We start from the raw sequence: 15,617 nt of genomic DNA, 5'->3' as shown, positions 1-15,617 counted from the left end.
CTGAGCGTTCACAGGGCGTAAGGTCACATCATGAAATATCTGACCTTGCCTGCCCTTCTGCTTTTATCCGCTTGTGCAACCATGAGCGAGACCGACCTTCGCCCAAATGTCGTCATGGAAACGACGCTCGGCGAGATTGAAATTGAAGTCCATCAGGACGTGGCTCCGGTCTCGGCGGCGGACTTTCTTCTGCATGTCGATCAAGGCCTGTATGACGATCAAGGTTTCTACCGCGCCGTGAGAGCGGATAATGATCCGCGCGACATGGGTATGAGCCTGATACAGGGCGGGCTGCTGTCGCAGGAACCCGTCACCCCGCCAATCGCGCATGAACTGACGACCGACACCGGTCTGTCTAACACGCGCGGCGTGATCAGTATCGCACGCGACGAACCCGGCACGGGCAGCGCGGCCTATTTCTTTATCAATATCGGCGATAACAGCTTCCTCGACACAGGCGGAGAGCGGAACCCCGACGGTGCCGGCTACGCGACATTCGGCAAGGTCGTGCGCGGAATGAATGTGGTCGAGGCTATTCAGGCCAGAGAGGCAAAAGGCGAAAGTCCTGTGCCGGTCACCGACAATCAGTATCTGACAGACCCCGTCATCATTACGCGCGCTTACCGCGTCGATAATTAGACAAGGCCGTACCGCTTCGTTAAGCGCCGCGCATGAGTGATGCTGCCATCCAGGTCGATCTGGTTTCCGACTTCGTCTGCCCATGGTGCTGGCTCGGATACAAGCAGTTCATGGCAGCAGCCCAATCGTCAAAGAACAGGCCGGAGCTGACATTCCGGCCCTATATGCTCGACCCGACCGTGCCTGAAGACGGGCAGGACTACCGCGCCTACATGACCGCCAAATTCGGCGAGGACTCCAAGGACCGGTTCAAGGAATCACGCGCCCATCTGGAAAAATTAGGCAAGGATTACGGCATAGCGTTCGATTTTTCCGCCATAAGCCGCCGCCCTAACAGCCTGAACGCGCATCGCCTTCTGAAATGGGCGCAGGGACAGGATGCGGGACCCGCCGTCGCCGAAGCGATTTTCCGTGCCTATCATGAGCAGGGGCAAGACATTGGCGATACGAAGGTGCTGTGCGATATTGCCGAACAGGCGGGACTCGACGGCTCTCTTGTCCGGGAACTGCTGGCGCGCGATGACGACAAGCTGGAGATCCAGCAGGAAATCATGTTCTTTCGCGGCCTCGGCATCTCCGGCGTGCCGACTTTCATCTATAATGGTCAGTTCGCCGTCCAAGGGGCGCAGGACCCGGCCACCCACAAACAGGCTTTTCGCCAAGCCATCGACAACCCACCACAAGGATAAACCATGACGACGTTTCAAATCGTTGCGCTCTATGTCGCGCTGACCCTGCTCTTCAACCCATTCCTGATGCTGCGTATCGGATTGATCCGCCAGAAGAAGCGCATCAATCTGGGTGATGGTGGCGATGCCGACATGCTGGCCCGCATTCGTACGCATGGTAACTTTACGGAAGTCGCGCCGCTGATCCTGATCGGTCTGATTACAATGGCGATGATGAACGGCTCGCCACTGATGCTGCATATCGTCGGCATGGCTCTCATCGTCGGTCGATTGCTGCATTTCACGGGCATGAACGGCATGTTCGGCCAGGGACGTTTCCTGGGAACGATCCTGACCCTGCTCGCTTTCATCACGCAGGGCGTCTATCTGCTCTACCTCATTTTCATGCACGGACCCGTTTAATTGGCCCTGTCAGACCCGCTCTCTCTTGAACCGCTCGATGCGCCGCTGACGGCGCTGATCGATCACGCACGTCGCGCGGGGGCCGATGCCGCCGATGCACTCGGCCTTTATGGCCGATCGGCATCGATTTCGGTACGCGGTGGCGAACTGGAAGATATCGACAATTCCGAAGGCTTCGACATCGGCCTGCGCGTTCTGGTTGGTCAGCGACAGGCCTGCGTGTCGTCATCCGATCTGTCGGCCTCGGCCATTCAGCGCCTTGCCGAGCGCGCCGTCGCCATGGCGAAGCTCGCGCCCGAAGACCCCTATTGCGGCCTTGCACCGGATGAGCGCCTGTCCGAACGGCGCAACGGAGACGGGCTGGACCTGTTCGATCCGACAGTTGTCGAACCCGCCGCCTTGCAGGCCCGTGCCATGGCGGTTGAAGCCGCTGCGTTGAACGTCAAAGGTGTACGCCAGGCGGAAGGCGCACAGGCCAGCTTTGCCTGGTCGGCCGTGCGTCTGCGAACGAGCGCAGGTTTTGACGGTGGCTACGCCACGTCGCGGCACGGTTTGTCCGTTTCCGCCGTGGCTGAACGCGACGGGGCCATGGAGCGCGATTACGATCATGACAGCGTCCGCTGGTTCTCCGATCTGCGGTCTCCCGAAAATGTCGGTCGGGAAGCAGGAGAGCGCGCCGTCGCCCGACTGGGCGCATCATCGATGCCGTCCGCTGCTCTGCCCGTCATTTTCGACCGACGTGTGTCGAGCAGCCTGATCGGCGCCCTGATCGGATCAATCAGCGGCAATGCCGTCGCCCGCGGGGTCTCCTTCCTGAAAGATGATCTCGGCGCACAGCTTTTTTCAAGCGACATACAGATCCTCGAAGACCCGCTGCGTTCGCGCGGTCTGTCGTCCCGTCCCTTTGACGGCGAGGGTGTGAAAACGCAGCCTTTCGACATTATCCGCGATGGTCAGCTGACGTCCTGGCTACTGAATACGAGCGCGGCCCGGCAGCTCGGGTTGGAAACGAACGGGCATGGAGCACGCGGCCTGAGCAATCCGCCGGGAATCACCACATCCAATGTTGCACTCATGCCGGGTCCGCTGTCGCCGGAAGCCCTGATTGCGGAAACAGGACGAGGCCTTCTCGTGCGCGAGATGTTCGGCCCTTCCCTCAATCCGACGACAGGCGATTATTCCGTCGGCGTGTCTGGTTTCGCGATTGAAAACGGGCTCACGACCTACCCCGTCAGCGAAGTGACGATTGCGGGCAATTTACGCGACCTGTTTGCGTCCCTGCGTCCGGCGTCCGATCTGCTGTATGAATATGACACCAACGCACCGACCGTTCGCGTAGAGGGTCTGACGATTGCCGGGCGCTAGTCCGGACACACGTGACCGAGACGATCTGGCCCTGCTGACGCGGGTTGTCCGTCAGGCTGGCGAGATCAGCCGCATCGCTTATCACCGCAACGATGCGAAAGTGTGGGACAAGTATGAAAACCATCCCGTCACGGACGCCGATATTGCTGTGAACGACTATCTCCAGGCGGAGCTGCTTGGCGCGCGCCCGGATTATGGCTGGCTTTCCGAAGAAACGCAGGATGATCAATCCCGGCATCAATGCCGCCGGAGCTTCGTTGTCGATCCAATCGATGGGACGCGGGCCTTTATCGACCGCAAACCAGGATTTGCCGTCTGCGTCGCTGTGATCGAAGACGGTCGGGCGGTCGCGGGCTGCGTTTTCAACCCGCTCAAGGATGAGTTCTACGCGGCGCGTCTGGGTGGCGGCGCCACGCTCAATGATGTGCCTTTACGCATTTCGGATCGAGACCGGATCGAAAATTGCGTGATGGTCGGCTATCCGCGCAAATTCAAACGGCTCGACTTTCCATCCATGCAATACCGGATCAGCAACAGTATGGCCTACCGGATTGCCATGGTCGCATCAGGTCAGGCGGACGCCACGCTCTCATTCACGCCGAAGTCGGACTGGGATATTGCTGCCGCTGCTTTGATCGCGACGGAAGCAGGAGCCCTCGTCACCGATCTGTATGGTCACGTGCCCCGCTACAATAGCTCGAAGACCTCAGGTCCAGGCGTGATTTGCGCTTCCCCGTCCTTGCATGGCTTGCTATTGGCGCAGATGAAACCGGTGATGGACCGCCTAACATCGGGCGAGGCCACGCCAAACGATTACCGATATCTGGGAACGACCATGAGTGACCGTGACACAGCGCCCATCCAGCTTCTGCACCTCGTGATTGGCGGTGAGCTCGTCGACCCGATGAAAACGACGTTCAAGGATCTGTCCGCGATCGATTTCGTCGGCGCCTTTGCCAATTATGCCGATGCATTCGATGCCTGGAAAGGTGCGGCGCACCGCACCGTCGATAACGCTCATGCCCGATATTTCATTCTTCACGCGCATGAGTTGATCGATCCCGACAAAGACGGCGTCATTGGCTGACAGCCCGCATGACCGGGCGCTGATCAGGCGCCTCTGGCAGGATTATCTTGCGCCGCAAAAGGCCAGGCTTCTCCTCGCCCTGCTCTACATGACAGTCTATGCCGTTGCGACGGCTGCCTATCTGTTCGTCGTACAGATCGTCATCGATGCTGGAGCCGACACCTCCGTTGCCGACTATGCCAAGCTGGTCCTGCCCTTTGTCATCGGCATTCCGCTGATCAGTGCATTGACCAACTATCTGCAACGCGTTGCGACCAATGCGATCGCCTTGAACGCCGTAGCCGACATGCAGCAGGATATGTTCGATGCGGCCCTGTCCGTCGATCTGGCGACCTTGTCGCGTGAACCGTCCGGCACGCTAATTTCGCGGTTCGTCTCCGATGTCGGCGTGGTCGGCAATGCACTGATCCGGATCGTCGGCAATCTTGTCCGCGACCTGCTGTCGATCATCTTTGTCATCGGCGCGATGCTGATCCAGAGCTGGCAGCTCAGCCTGGCCATGGCCGTCTTCGGGCTGGCACTGGCGCCGCTGATCGCCCTGTCGCGCCGCATGCGAGGCTCGGCTAGCGATGCGCAAGCCCATGTCGGACGCATTACGTCGGAACTGAAGGAAAGCTTTGACGGTGCCAGACTGGTCCGCGCCTATGGTCTGCAGGACCGCGAGCGCGAGCGTTTGGGCATCAGTTTCCGCAAACGGATCGATCTGTTCATGAAGCTGGTCAGCCAGCAGGCCCGCGTCGACCCGATACTGGAAGTGCTGGGCGGACTCGCCATTGCCGGGGTTCTGATCGTCGGCATCTGGATGATCCGCTCCGACGTGGTCACGGCGGGGGAGATCGTCGCCGTTTTGACCGGCCTTCTGATCCTGGCGCCGCGCTTGCGCGCACTCGGAACGATGAACAATGTCGTCCAGGAAATGCTCGCCAGCCTGTCACGGATTTTCGACGTTGCCGATATGCGCAGCTTGCTCATCGAAGGCGAAGACGCCCGCGAACTCGGCGCAATCAGCGGCCAGGTCGAACTCCGCAATGTGAGCTTTTATTATCCGGATGGCACGCAGGCGATCAGCGATGTCAGCCTGACCGCGCAACCGGGACAGCGCATCGCGCTGGTTGGCCCCTCCGGTGGTGGAAAGACGACTTTGCTCAATCTTGTCCCGCGACTTTTCGACGTTTCAGCCGGTGCCGTTCTGATCGACGGTCACGACATACGCGATGTGACCCTTGCCAGCCTCCGAAGCCAGATCGCGCTCGTCAGCCAGCACGTCACCCTGTTTTCCGACACGGTTGCCGCGAATATCGCCCTGGGTCGCAGCGACGCGAGCACTGACGAGATTGTCGACGCTGCCAAAGCGGCTGATGCGCATGATTTCATCATGTCTCTCCCGGATGGCTACGATACCGTTCTGGGCGAAGCGGGCGACACGCTCTCAGGTGGACAACGCCAGCAACTCAGCATTGCCCGCGCGCTGCTCCGCGATGCGCCGATCCTCCTGCTGGATGAGGCCACGTCGGCGCTGGATGCGGAATCCGAGGCCAAGGTTCAACGCGCCCTGAACCGTCTGTCCGAAGGCCGGACCACGCTTGTCATCGCACACCGACTCGCCACCATCAAAGGCGCTGATCGGGTTTACGTGATCGAAGAGGGCCGGGTCGTTGAAAGCGGGACCGAGACGGAACTGCGTGAGCAAGACGGCGTTTTCGCCCGGTTGAAAGCGCTTCAAGGCTAGTTTTTCGCGATCTGGAACCGCTCAGCCTGCATTAAGGTTGTACCCATTAGGGATTACGGCATCGATGTGCCACAATCGCTGCGGAGCCCGTTTATGCGCAAACCCCTTATCCTTTTACTGGGGACAGCCCTGATCATGACCGGCTGTGCGTCAACCGCGCAGGGCACACGAACCAGCGCAATGACGGGCGGTCCTGAGGTCACCTTGCGCCAAAGCGCGCCTGTGGGAACGACGCTGGCTGTCATCCGCTTCCCGGCTTTTGTCGAAGAGGACGCCGAAGCCGACTTCGCCGAAGCTTATGCAGGCGCGGCCATCGGTGGGCGGGGCGGATCGTCCGATGCGGTCGAAACGCAGGCGCTCGCCAACTCCATGGTTCTGAAGTCCAACTATTTCGCCATGTCGCTCTACCGGGAACTCGCTGCGCGCCTGCCCGAACATTCCGTTCTGCTCAGCCCGCACCGCATTACACTCGCCAGTGACGGGTCGCTGACCTCAGTGCCGATGACACAGGCGGAAAGCCTGCCATCCGTCGTCGCCGTCGACTTCACCACATACAGCTATCCTGACCCTGAAGCCATGATGGGTGACAAGCCGCTCAGCTTCGGTGATCTGATCACCCCGCTGGTGACGGTCCGGACCGATCCGCGCGCAGCCGTCGGAACGGAAGGCATCCTGCTGGCCTCATCCCCCATCATCGATTCCGCCGCCGGGCAGAATTATGCGCAGGCCATCACGGACGCGACGGCCTTGCAAGCGGGACGCATCGAAGCGGGCGTCCCGGAGCTGGACCTGATCAGCCATATTTCCGCTGCGCCGGTACAGAGCCCGGAGCGGTCCCGCTTGACGCAGCCGCGCGCGGGGACCGTAAGCGCCTACCCGATCGAGAAAATACGGCTGGATGGGGCGAGCGTGTCTAACCTCGACAAGGATAGTGGCGACATATTGGAATATGCTTTCACGGACGGTTTCGTGAACCGTGTCGTCGACATCATCAACCGGGCCGATCCAGTCAAGGCGTCCATGTTCCGCCGCGCGGACGCCATTTCCGACTATGATGAGAGCCTTGCCGCGCTGACGCTGGTGGGCGACGATGCACCGGATTACCTCGCCCGGCTTCGCTATGCCGAACGGCTGCTCGAGGCGGAGCAGAAATATCTCTCGGTCCAGTCGCTGCGCCTCTATGACGGCGTCATCAATGGCGAAATGGGCGCCCAGGTGCGTGATATTCTGCGGGAAGAATATCGTGTGCTGGAAGAACGCCGCAAACTCGCCCGGCAGCAAAATACGGCCGTCGCGCTCGGCGTCCTGTCTGCCGTCGTCGCAGGTGTCGCCATTGCCAATAGCAGTGGCGGCGGTGATGAGGACTGTTCCAATGCGCAAAGCCGGCGTGAATATCAGGCATGTCTTGACCGGAACGCACGGGACAGAGGTCCGAACATCGGCGAGCAGATCGCCATCAATGCCGCTATTCAAGGGGCGATATTCAGCGCGACCGAAGCCATGCGCCGTAACCGCCTCTCGGATGCGGTCGGGTCCAACTATCTGCAGGCGATGATTCCTGCGCTTAACATGCAAACGGAAATCCAAGTCGATCTGATCGACAGCAACGAAACCATTACGGCCATTCGCTTTGAGGATCTGAAAGCGAAGCTTGGCGAACTCTACGCCGAGAACCAGCGATCACTCGATACGGTCGCGACACGCTGCGCCTATTCCGGTCCGACGGGTACAGGGACATGGCTGGGCGCGTGTGAAGATGGTCTGGCCAATGGTTCAGGTGTCGGTGTGTTCCGCAATAATCGCGGTGATCTGGTCGAACATTACGGCTATGCCCGGGATGGTCGCTCCGATGGGCCGGGCTACCGCATCGTCCGCGCGCCGCAGGGATCCTATGCGCTTGAAGGCAATTTTGCCCAAGGCGCTGCCAACGGGGTGATGCGGGTCGAACGTTCAGGTTCCGTTGCACTCAGGCGTTATAGACAGGGTCAGGATATGGGCGAGGCTCCGGCTGGATCGGTCGTCGCATCGCCCTTCAGACTGGGAGACAGGAGCGGATGAAGTCATTTCTGATAACAACGACGGCTTTGCTGCTCCCGCTGACAGGCTGGGCCAGTGATGCGGCGCAAATTGCTCCCTCATCCCTGACGACGGAGCAGACGGAACAATGCGTGACGCTGATGTCCGGTTTCCCGGATGAAGGCCCTAAATCGCGCTATATTTTCTTCCGCCTGAGCCAGGCTTTATCAGATGACATCACGCCCGAACTCTCGCAGCTCATGGCCGACTATATGACGCAGAACGAAGTCCGACGCCTGCGTGCCGACTTCCCGATGATCGACGTTATCGAAGACATTGCCGATCCTGTGCTGCGACAGGCCGCCCCGGAACGAACTGTCGCCGGCATGGCCCATATCGCCTATTTCGACGCGCTATGCGGCAGTTTCATTCAGGGACAGGTCGATAGTCTGCTGGCTTTTCGGTCTGATCTGTCCGCCAATGACATGGCTATTCGCGAGGACGCGCTCTATCTGCGCCAGATCCTCTCCGAGGCGCTGGATCGTCTCGGTGCGGGGGAACGGCAGGCCGTCCGCGCCTATACGGCTGCGCTGGTCACGGAACGCGATGACATCGAATATGTCGGCTTTGCAGACGAAATCGATGAGCTCGAAGCCCTTTATATGGGGGATCTGGATAAGCGGCTGGCCCGGTCCAACGATGCAGTGAATGAAGGCGTCAATGCCGAAACCGTTCAGGATGCCGCCGCACTCGCCCGCGACATGGACGAGCAGGCGCGCGAGAATGCGAAGCGCGAACGTCTGTTCTCGCTGATCCGCATTCTGGGCGGCATTGGTTAGCGGCCCGGGCTGAATGCGGTCACGCCAGCGTAACATCACCGTCTTCTCCATCTCAGCGCTGGACCTGTTCGCAGCTGCGCTGGGGGCGTTCATCCTGATCGTTCTGGTGCTGTTTCCCTATTACAAGCTGGGCGGCTCGGACACGTCGATGGAAGAATTGGAAGAACTTGTCGAAAAGCGCCGCCTTGTTGCTTCCTCGACCCAGTCCGAAATGGCCGAAATCCGTGCCATTCAGGCAGAAATCCGCCTGCTAGACAGACAATATCGCACGACCGAAGAAAATATGTCGGACATCGAGGCGAAAATTCGCGAAGTCCAGCAACAGACGGCTGAGATCGAAATTCCCGATCCGCCCCCGATCCCGAAACCCGTTCCGGAACCCGACCCCATTCCCAATCCGCCGCGATCGACGGGACGAGGTGTCGAATTTTCCATTCTGGGTATCGGCACATCGCAAAAGGACGTGCTGATCGTGGTCGACATGTCCGGTTCGATGCAGTCCCACACATCGAATGTGGTGTCTGCCCTCAACGAAATTCTCGGTCAGATGCAGGCTGACAACCGCTTTGCCATTCTCGGCTATCGCGGCGGGCCAAGCTATTCCACCTACCCACCTGGCGGAGCCCTCACCCGCGCCACGCCGAACGATGTCCGGGGCGCACTGAACTTCGTGTCGCGTCTACCGCGCGACTTTGGTGGCGGGACGCCGACGCAAAGCGCGCTGGTTCGCGCGCTGAATCTGCAGCCCGGTGCCGTCATTCTGATCAGTGATGGACAGCCCGACGATGGTCAGCCCGGCGACATTGTCCGGAACATCACACGCCGTAACCGGGGCCGGTCCGAGATTCACACGGTTGCGATCGGCGACTATACGTCTGACCCCCAATTGACCCTGTTCCTGCAGGAACTGGCCAGCAACAATCGCGGTGACTTTGTCGGGCGGGCGCGATGACGCGCTTCAAGTCATGAAAAGGCGCGCCGACAGAGAGGTCAATGTCTTCTCGCTCAGCGCGGTCGATCTGTTCGCAGCCGCCATGGGCGCCTTCGCCCTGCTCGCGATTATCCTTCTGCCCTACTATCAGAAGGAGATCCGCGAACTGACGCCGGAAAACGCCATTAGCGACCTGCTCCGGGCTGCCGAGGACAGCTCCGTCGAGACGGTCGAGAAGCGCAAGGCGCTGGAAGCCAAGCGCTCGGCATCCATTCAGGCCGTGTCCGACATCCGGTCGGACGCTGATAAGCTGCTGGCGGAACTGCGCGCGGCGGAAGCGGCCCTGCTCGAAAAACAGGCCGAAGTCATTCGCGCTACCCCAGAACCCGAGCCCGTCGTAGACAAGCCCGCCCCGCAGGACAGTCCCAAACCGGCGCTTGTCTCTTTCCGGTTTCTGGGGCTGAAGACAGCGCAGGATGACATCGCGATCGCGCTGGACATGAATCGCTGCATGGCCGGGCATGAGCGTAGTGTCGCTCGCGCCATCGACCGTATTATTGACAGCCTGCAGGACAATCACGCTTTGCGCGTTATCGGCTTTCAGCAAACCGATAGCGGTCCGCGCACGCAAGCCTGGCCACCGGGCGGCGGCCTCCGCAACGTCAACGCCGCGGGCGCGCAGACACAAGCCAAACAGTTCGCCGCGCGCCTGACGACGCAGTTTGGCGGCTCGGCCTCCATGCTGGATGCGTTTCAAACTCTTCTGAACGGCCCCGGGCAGGCGATTTTTCTCGTGTCCGACGGACTGCCCAATCCGGCAGCCAATAATGGTCTGTCGCCCAATCGATTGGTGCGCGAACTCACGCGCCTCAATAATGGGCGCAAGGAAATCCATACAGTCGTGGTCGGCAACTATTTCGATTATGACGGCACGGTCGAGTTCATGGAAGAATTGGCCGAACGCAATAGCGGCCAGTTCATGGCTCTGGCCAGCACCGATCAGGGTGTGTGTGACTGATGCCCTGTTACTAAATTCAATCTGACGCGTTAGGACCTATCCGATGAACCAGACAGACACGCTCATCAAACGCGCTTTCGTGTTTCTCATCGCCATTGTCGCGGCAGTCGTGCTGATCGGCATTATCCGGTTTACGACGGGCCCGGCCCTGCAGGAAATCCTGCTCGATAGCGACGCCTCCTTCTGGCCGTTCACGGTGCAGAACATCATGTGGATTGCGCTCTTTACCGGCTTCGGCGAGCTGGTCCTGCGCTGGAGCGCCGCCAAGGATGAGGAAAGCCAGTTGGCGCGGGGTTATCTGCCGACGGATGGACGGCAGCTCGATCACGCTGTGCTGGGCAAGATCCGCGACAGCATTGCGAGCCGAAAGTTCGCCCGCAACGCTTTCTTGCCACGTCTTATCAGCCGAACCATCGATCAGTACCGCGTCAGCGGCAAAGAAGATCAGGCGCTCGGTGTGATGAATGCCTCACTTGAGCTCTATATGCACGAAATCGACCTGCGCTATTCCATCCTGCGATATCTGACCTGGCTGATCCCAAGTCTCGGCTTTATCGGAACCGTCATGGGGATCATGTTCGCGCTGCAATATGCCGGGGTTCCCGCCAATGCAGAGAGCGAGGACTTCCTCTACCAGGTCACGCAACGGCTCGGCGTCGCCTTCACCACGACACTGCTCGCCCTGATCATGTCCGCCGTTCTGGTGCTCGTCCAATCCATGGTTCAGGCCAAGGAAGAGCGCGCGCTCAACGCGGCAGGTCAATATACGATCGACAATCTGATCCTGAGGCTCGGCAAAAACCCTATTACGGAGTCTAATGACCGATGAGCGACGACTGGCAGCCGCCTTCCGATGACTTCGGAATCAAGGAAGAACGCGCGCCATGGGGCCGCTATCTGGTCTATCTGATCCTGCTCGGCGCGGTCGCGGCAGGTGGTATCTGGCTGGCGTCACAGGTTGTGATCACGGACCGTCTCGACCGCGAACCTTTGATCGACATCGCGCAAGGCGAGACGCCCGACCCCGACGCGCCGCCTATGGGTGCGGATGAAGAGGCTTGGGTCCGTGCATTGGAAATCGATACGCTACAAGGCTATCTCGACTATCTGGCCGAATTCCCGCAAGGCAAGTTTGCCGACAAGGCGCAGGAACAGATCAACGCCTATGATAATCGGGCCTGGGCCAGTGCGGAACAGCGCAACACCATTGCCGGCTATGAAGATTATCTGTCAGATTGGGACGATGGCCTGCACGCCGATAAAGCGCGCGAACGCATTGCCCAGATGAAAGCTGCGCGCGACGCCGCGGCAGAGGATGCCGCAGAGCGCGCCGCACAGGAACAGGCCGACTGGGATCAGGCCGCACGCGAAAATACGGTCGCGAGCTACCAGACCTATCTGGGAAAACATCCGACAGGGCCGAATGCAGCCGACGCGCGTAATCGCATCGCAACTCTGCAGGCCAACGCCGCTGACACGGCTGCCTGGCAGGCCGCAGACAATGCCGGAACCGCCGACGCCTATCAGCAATATCTGACCAGTTTCCCGCAAGGCGCGTATGTCGCGCAGGCGATTGCCGCCATCGAGCGGCTGCGGCCATCGGTCGGCAGAGTGTTTCAGGATTGCGATGTCTGCCCGGCCCTGACCGTTCTGCCCTCCGGCAGCGACACGCTCGGTGCGCTCGATACAGACGCTGCAGCCAGACCCAATGAAAAACCCGCCCGCCCTGTCAACCTGGCGGCGTCTTTTGCCATGGGTGTGAAAGAAGTGACCTTCGCAGAATATGATGCATGTGTCGCGGCTGGGGGTTGCAACCGACGTCCGGATGATGCCGGATGGGGGCGCGGATCGCGCCCCGTCATCAATGTCGCTTTTGCGGACGCCCAGGCCTACACCGCTTGGCTATCGCAGGAGACGGGGTTTCGCTATTCCTTACCCAGCGAAGCACAGTGGGAGTATGCCGCACGTGCAGGTGCCGATGATCTTTATCCGGGTGGATCGACGGCGGCACTATGCGCCTTTGCCAATGGTGCGTCGGCGGAAACATCTGTCGCCTGGGCCAATGCGGCCTGCACCGACCCGGGCGTGGGGCGAACCCTGCCCGTCGGCACCTTGTCGGCCAATGCGTTGGGCCTGCGCGACATGGTCGGCAATGTCGCGGAATGGACGCTGGACTGCAACACACTGAACCTGCGCGACGCGCCTGTTGACGGCAGCCCGGATTCCCGGGGGTCCTGCGGCCAGAGAGCTGTGCGCGGCGGCTCCTGGTTCAGCGGGCCGGACGATCTGCGCTATTCTGCCCGGATGATGCTGCGCCGGGGCGACCGTAACGATTTTACCGGCTTTCGTGTGGTCCGCAGAATCGATGGATAGGCTCGGAGGCAGCTTCGTTCGGCACAATGATCGCCGTTCAGCCCCGGCTCAGATTGGCTGTGCTATGGCTCTGCCATGATGATACGGTCTTTCATGGCAACACTTGCGCTGACGGCGGCTTTAGGCGTCGCCCTTCCCGCCTATGCGCAAGTTACGGATCAGACGGATCAGTCTGAAGAAGACTGGCGTAAGTCCCGCAAGAAAAGCGGCACATCCGACATATATCGAACGCCGAACAGCTCGACCACAGGCGTCGGTTCGATCGACATCAAACCGCTCACACCGGTTGAGCGCCTGCCTTCGGATTCACGGCGTCATCTGATGCGCGAACGCGCCAAAGCGATCGCGGAAAGCGATGACGGCGATATATCCGACGCGGAATATGTCCCTTCGGACGCCGCGAAATATGACGAACAACTCCTGCGCGAAGAGCAGGAAGCCTGGGACGTCATCGTCACGGACATGAAAGGCAGCGGCGGATCCGGACAGGGTTCCGGTGAAGGCGGCCCGAACAAGGTCGCCGTTGCGGGTCAGGGCAACGGGACCGCATCAACCGGCTCTCGCGGCGGGTCTACACGCACCCTGCAGGAAATCATGGATGCCATCAAAAGCGGTCAGACTGGCGGCGGTGGCGGGGCTTCCAGTGGCGACGGTTCTTCTGGGTCTGAACAGGCAGGAGCAACAAGCAGTCCGGATCAGGCTGGACCACAAAGCGAATCCGGTCAGACGGATGACGGAGCGAATTCGGACGGAAAAGGTCGGGCGCAAACCGATCAGTCCGGTCACGATGCGGGTGCTGGTGATGACGCTGCGGCAGACGGTAATAACGATTCGGCTGATGGATCCGGATCCGGGCAGTCGGATGGTGATAGTGCCGCCGACGACGCGGCCAGCGCATCTGACGCTTGGCCAGCCGCGACCCGCGCCGAGGAACCGCTCAGCCCATTGGAGCGCATTCGCAGGACGCGCGAAGACGAGCCCGCCGAAGGCAGCAAGCGCAGCGCATCGGATTATCTGGGCAAGCCTGACGGTTAGCCGGTATCCGGCAGAGACACGGCGACCGCCTTGGTATTTGCTGCCTATTCGCGCTAGGCATGGACCATGCCTGATCTTGATATCGTCGCAGACCATGAACCCCCGTCGGCGCCCAATACGCTAAATGCGCGCAATCCCTATCTGAACGGTATCTACGCCCCCGTTCACCGTGAGTTAACCGTGCGGAATCTGGACGTTATCGGCGAGATTCCGCACGACCTTTCCGGCGTGTTCGTGCGCAATGGTCCCAATCCGAAAGAGATGCCGACAGGCATGCATCACTGGTTCGATGGTGACGGCATGCTTCACGCCATTCACATCGAGGATGGGCGCGCCACCTATCGTAATCGCTACATACGGACGTCGCAGATGAACCGCCGCGACGGCGGCATCTTCGAACCCAATCCCGGCACTTACAGAGACACAGCCAATACGGACATCGTCTGTCATAATGGCGAGTTGATGGCGCTCTGGTATGTGTCGGGACAGCCTGTCAGACTGGATCCGGTTACGCTGGAGACATTCCGGTCAGAGAATTTTGGCGGCAAGCTGCCGGGCAATGTCTCCGCGCATAGCAAAGTCGATCCGAATACGGGCGAGTTTATCTGGTTCGATTACGCCCTCTATGAGCCGCATTATACTTATGGCGTGGTCAATGGCGCAGGTGAAATGACCCACATCACCCGGATCGACCTGCCGGGCCCGCGCCTGCCCCACGACATGGCGATCACGGAACATCATTCCATTTTGATGGATTTGCCAGTGGTCTTCACCGAGGCCGGGAGAAAGCACAAAGTCTGGCACATTCATCAGGATGAAACCCTGCCGACACGCTTTGGCGTCATCCCACGCCATGGAGACGGCCAGTCAATCCGCTGGTTTTCCTTCCCACCCTGCTACATCTATCATGTGGTTAATGCCTGGGAAGAAGGCGACGAAATCGTGCTGATGGCCTGCCGGATGGTTGACAATGGCCTGTCCTTGGATCCGGAACTGGGGCCTTACGCCGCCATGTCCAATGTTCTGTCGCTTCGCGCCCACCTCTGGGAATGGCGTATGAACCTCAAGACAGGAGCGACAAAAGAGCGTCAGGTCGACGACAGTATGGCAGAATTCCCTGTCGTCAATCTGGGCATAACCGGACGACAGAGCCGATATTCCTATCACGGAGCGATTGCCGATTTGCCCTTGCAGGCTTTTGACGGTCTGCTGAAATATGATCTGAAACGCGGCACGCATGAACGGCACGATTTCGGGCCGAACCGATATGGCTGTGAACCCGCATTCGCCCCGCGCCTTGACGGGTCAGGAGAAGATGATGGCTATGTGATCAGTTTTGTTTCCGATGCCGTCGAGGGGAGAAGTGAGGCCCTGATTCTGGATGCCCGGAACTTCTCCGACGAACCTCTCGCCCGTATTCAGCTGCCGCAGCGGGTACCGCAAGGCTTTCATGCCACTTGGGTCACACCGGAAGAGATGCGACCTTAGGAAAAC

The 15,617-nt window shown here is 60.0% G+C and carries 14 protein-coding genes; all 14 read left to right on the top strand.

The features are described 5' to 3' along the window. Positions 1 to 81: 81 nt before the first annotated feature. The 14 genes from AB6B39_RS07635 (at position 82) to AB6B39_RS07570 (ending at position 15,611) form a co-directional block, all read left to right on the top strand. The gene (locus AB6B39_RS07635; protein ID WP_371398755.1) at positions 82 to 639 is read left to right on the top strand and encodes a peptidylprolyl isomerase; all 558 of its coding nucleotides are present in this window, start codon (positions 82 to 84) and stop codon (positions 637 to 639) included. A gap of 32 nt (positions 640 to 671) precedes the next feature. Beyond that, on the top strand, positions 672 to 1,328 hold the full coding sequence (locus AB6B39_RS07630) for a DsbA family protein (RefSeq protein ID WP_284369190.1): 657 nt from the start codon (positions 672 to 674) through the stop codon (positions 1,326 to 1,328). Positions 1,329 to 1,331: 3 nt separating this feature from the next. After that, the gene (locus AB6B39_RS07625) at positions 1,332 to 1,730 is read left to right on the top strand and encodes an MAPEG family protein (protein WP_284369191.1); all 399 of its coding nucleotides are present in this window, start codon (positions 1,332 to 1,334) and stop codon (positions 1,728 to 1,730) included. Further along, a complete protein-coding gene (locus AB6B39_RS07620) occupies positions 1,731 to 3,095 on the top strand; it encodes a TldD/PmbA family protein (RefSeq protein ID WP_284369192.1) in 1,365 nt (454 codons plus the stop codon). Then, the gene (locus AB6B39_RS07615; protein ID WP_284369193.1) at positions 3,082 to 4,182 is read left to right on the top strand and encodes an inositol monophosphatase family protein; all 1,101 of its coding nucleotides are present in this window, start codon (positions 3,082 to 3,084) and stop codon (positions 4,180 to 4,182) included. Before AB6B39_RS07620 ends, AB6B39_RS07615 begins: the two co-directional genes overlap by 14 nt. Further along, positions 4,175 to 5,911, top strand: a complete 1,737-nt coding sequence (locus AB6B39_RS07610) for an ABC transporter ATP-binding protein (RefSeq protein WP_371398754.1) — start codon at positions 4,175 to 4,177, stop codon at positions 5,909 to 5,911. Before AB6B39_RS07615 ends, AB6B39_RS07610 begins: the two co-directional genes overlap by 8 nt. A gap of 93 nt (positions 5,912 to 6,004) precedes the next feature. Further along, positions 6,005 to 7,969, top strand: a complete 1,965-nt coding sequence (locus AB6B39_RS07605; protein ID WP_284369195.1) for a hypothetical protein — start codon at positions 6,005 to 6,007, stop codon at positions 7,967 to 7,969. After that, positions 7,966 to 8,766 carry a hypothetical protein gene (locus AB6B39_RS07600; protein ID WP_371398753.1) on the top strand — a complete coding sequence of 267 codons (801 nt, stop codon included), beginning with the start codon at positions 7,966 to 7,968 and terminating at the stop codon, positions 8,764 to 8,766. The genes AB6B39_RS07605 and AB6B39_RS07600 overlap by 4 nt, the downstream gene beginning before the upstream one ends. Before the next feature lie 13 nt (positions 8,767 to 8,779). Continuing rightward, on the top strand, positions 8,780 to 9,718 hold the full coding sequence (locus AB6B39_RS07595; RefSeq protein ID WP_284369197.1) for a VWA domain-containing protein: 939 nt from the start codon (positions 8,780 to 8,782) through the stop codon (positions 9,716 to 9,718). 13 nt (positions 9,719 to 9,731) lie between these two features. Continuing rightward, positions 9,732 to 10,715, top strand: a complete 984-nt coding sequence (locus AB6B39_RS07590; protein ID WP_284369198.1) for a vWA domain-containing protein — start codon at positions 9,732 to 9,734, stop codon at positions 10,713 to 10,715. Positions 10,716 to 10,758: 43 nt separating this feature from the next. Beyond that, positions 10,759 to 11,544 carry a MotA/TolQ/ExbB proton channel family protein gene (locus tag AB6B39_RS07585; protein WP_284369199.1) on the top strand — a complete coding sequence of 262 codons (786 nt, stop codon included), beginning with the start codon at positions 10,759 to 10,761 and terminating at the stop codon, positions 11,542 to 11,544. Beyond that, positions 11,541 to 13,088: a formylglycine-generating enzyme family protein gene (locus tag AB6B39_RS07580; RefSeq protein WP_284369200.1), complete on the top strand. Its 1,548-nt coding sequence runs from the start codon at positions 11,541 to 11,543 to the stop codon at positions 13,086 to 13,088. The genes AB6B39_RS07585 and AB6B39_RS07580 overlap by 4 nt, the downstream gene beginning before the upstream one ends. Positions 13,089 to 13,163: 75 nt before the next feature. Then, the gene (locus tag AB6B39_RS07575) at positions 13,164 to 14,123 is read left to right on the top strand and encodes a hypothetical protein (protein ID WP_284369202.1); all 960 of its coding nucleotides are present in this window, start codon (positions 13,164 to 13,166) and stop codon (positions 14,121 to 14,123) included. A 66-nt stretch (positions 14,124 to 14,189) separates the two neighbouring features. After that, the gene (locus AB6B39_RS07570; RefSeq protein WP_284369203.1) at positions 14,190 to 15,611 is read left to right on the top strand and encodes a carotenoid oxygenase family protein; all 1,422 of its coding nucleotides are present in this window, start codon (positions 14,190 to 14,192) and stop codon (positions 15,609 to 15,611) included. Positions 15,612 to 15,617: the final 6 nt, after the last annotated feature.

Origin of the sequence: Algimonas porphyrae (genome assembly GCF_041429795.1) — a bacterium.
Taxonomy (GTDB): domain Bacteria; phylum Pseudomonadota; class Alphaproteobacteria; order Caulobacterales; family Maricaulaceae; genus Litorimonas; species Litorimonas porphyrae.
This window is presented reverse-complemented; position numbering and strand designations above follow the sequence as displayed.

What these genes read in the sequence shown, in the direction of transcription:
- AB6B39_RS07635 (WP_371398755.1), top strand. Translation starts at nt 82, where the DNA reads ATGAGCGAGACCGACCTTCGCCCAAATGTCGTCATGGAAACGACGCTC.
- AB6B39_RS07630 (WP_284369190.1), top strand. Translation starts at nt 672, where the DNA reads ATGAGTGATGCTGCCATCCAGGTCGATCTGGTTTCCGACTTCGTCTGC.
- AB6B39_RS07625 (WP_284369191.1), top strand. Translation starts at nt 1,332, where the DNA reads ATGACGACGTTTCAAATCGTTGCGCTCTATGTCGCGCTGACCCTGCTC.
- AB6B39_RS07605 (WP_284369195.1), top strand. Translation starts at nt 6,005, where the DNA reads ATGCGCAAACCCCTTATCCTTTTACTGGGGACAGCCCTGATCATGACC.
- AB6B39_RS07600 (WP_371398753.1), top strand. Translation starts at nt 7,966, where the DNA reads ATGAAGTCATTTCTGATAACAACGACGGCTTTGCTGCTCCCGCTGACA.
- AB6B39_RS07595 (WP_284369197.1), top strand. Translation starts at nt 8,780, where the DNA reads ATGCGGTCACGCCAGCGTAACATCACCGTCTTCTCCATCTCAGCGCTG.
- AB6B39_RS07590 (WP_284369198.1), top strand. Translation starts at nt 9,732, where the DNA reads ATGAAAAGGCGCGCCGACAGAGAGGTCAATGTCTTCTCGCTCAGCGCG.
- AB6B39_RS07585 (WP_284369199.1), top strand. Translation starts at nt 10,759, where the DNA reads ATGAACCAGACAGACACGCTCATCAAACGCGCTTTCGTGTTTCTCATC.
- AB6B39_RS07580 (WP_284369200.1), top strand. Translation starts at nt 11,541, where the DNA reads ATGAGCGACGACTGGCAGCCGCCTTCCGATGACTTCGGAATCAAGGAA.
- AB6B39_RS07575 (WP_284369202.1), top strand. Translation starts at nt 13,164, where the DNA reads ATGATGATACGGTCTTTCATGGCAACACTTGCGCTGACGGCGGCTTTA.
- AB6B39_RS07570 (WP_284369203.1), top strand. Translation starts at nt 14,190, where the DNA reads ATGCCTGATCTTGATATCGTCGCAGACCATGAACCCCCGTCGGCGCCC.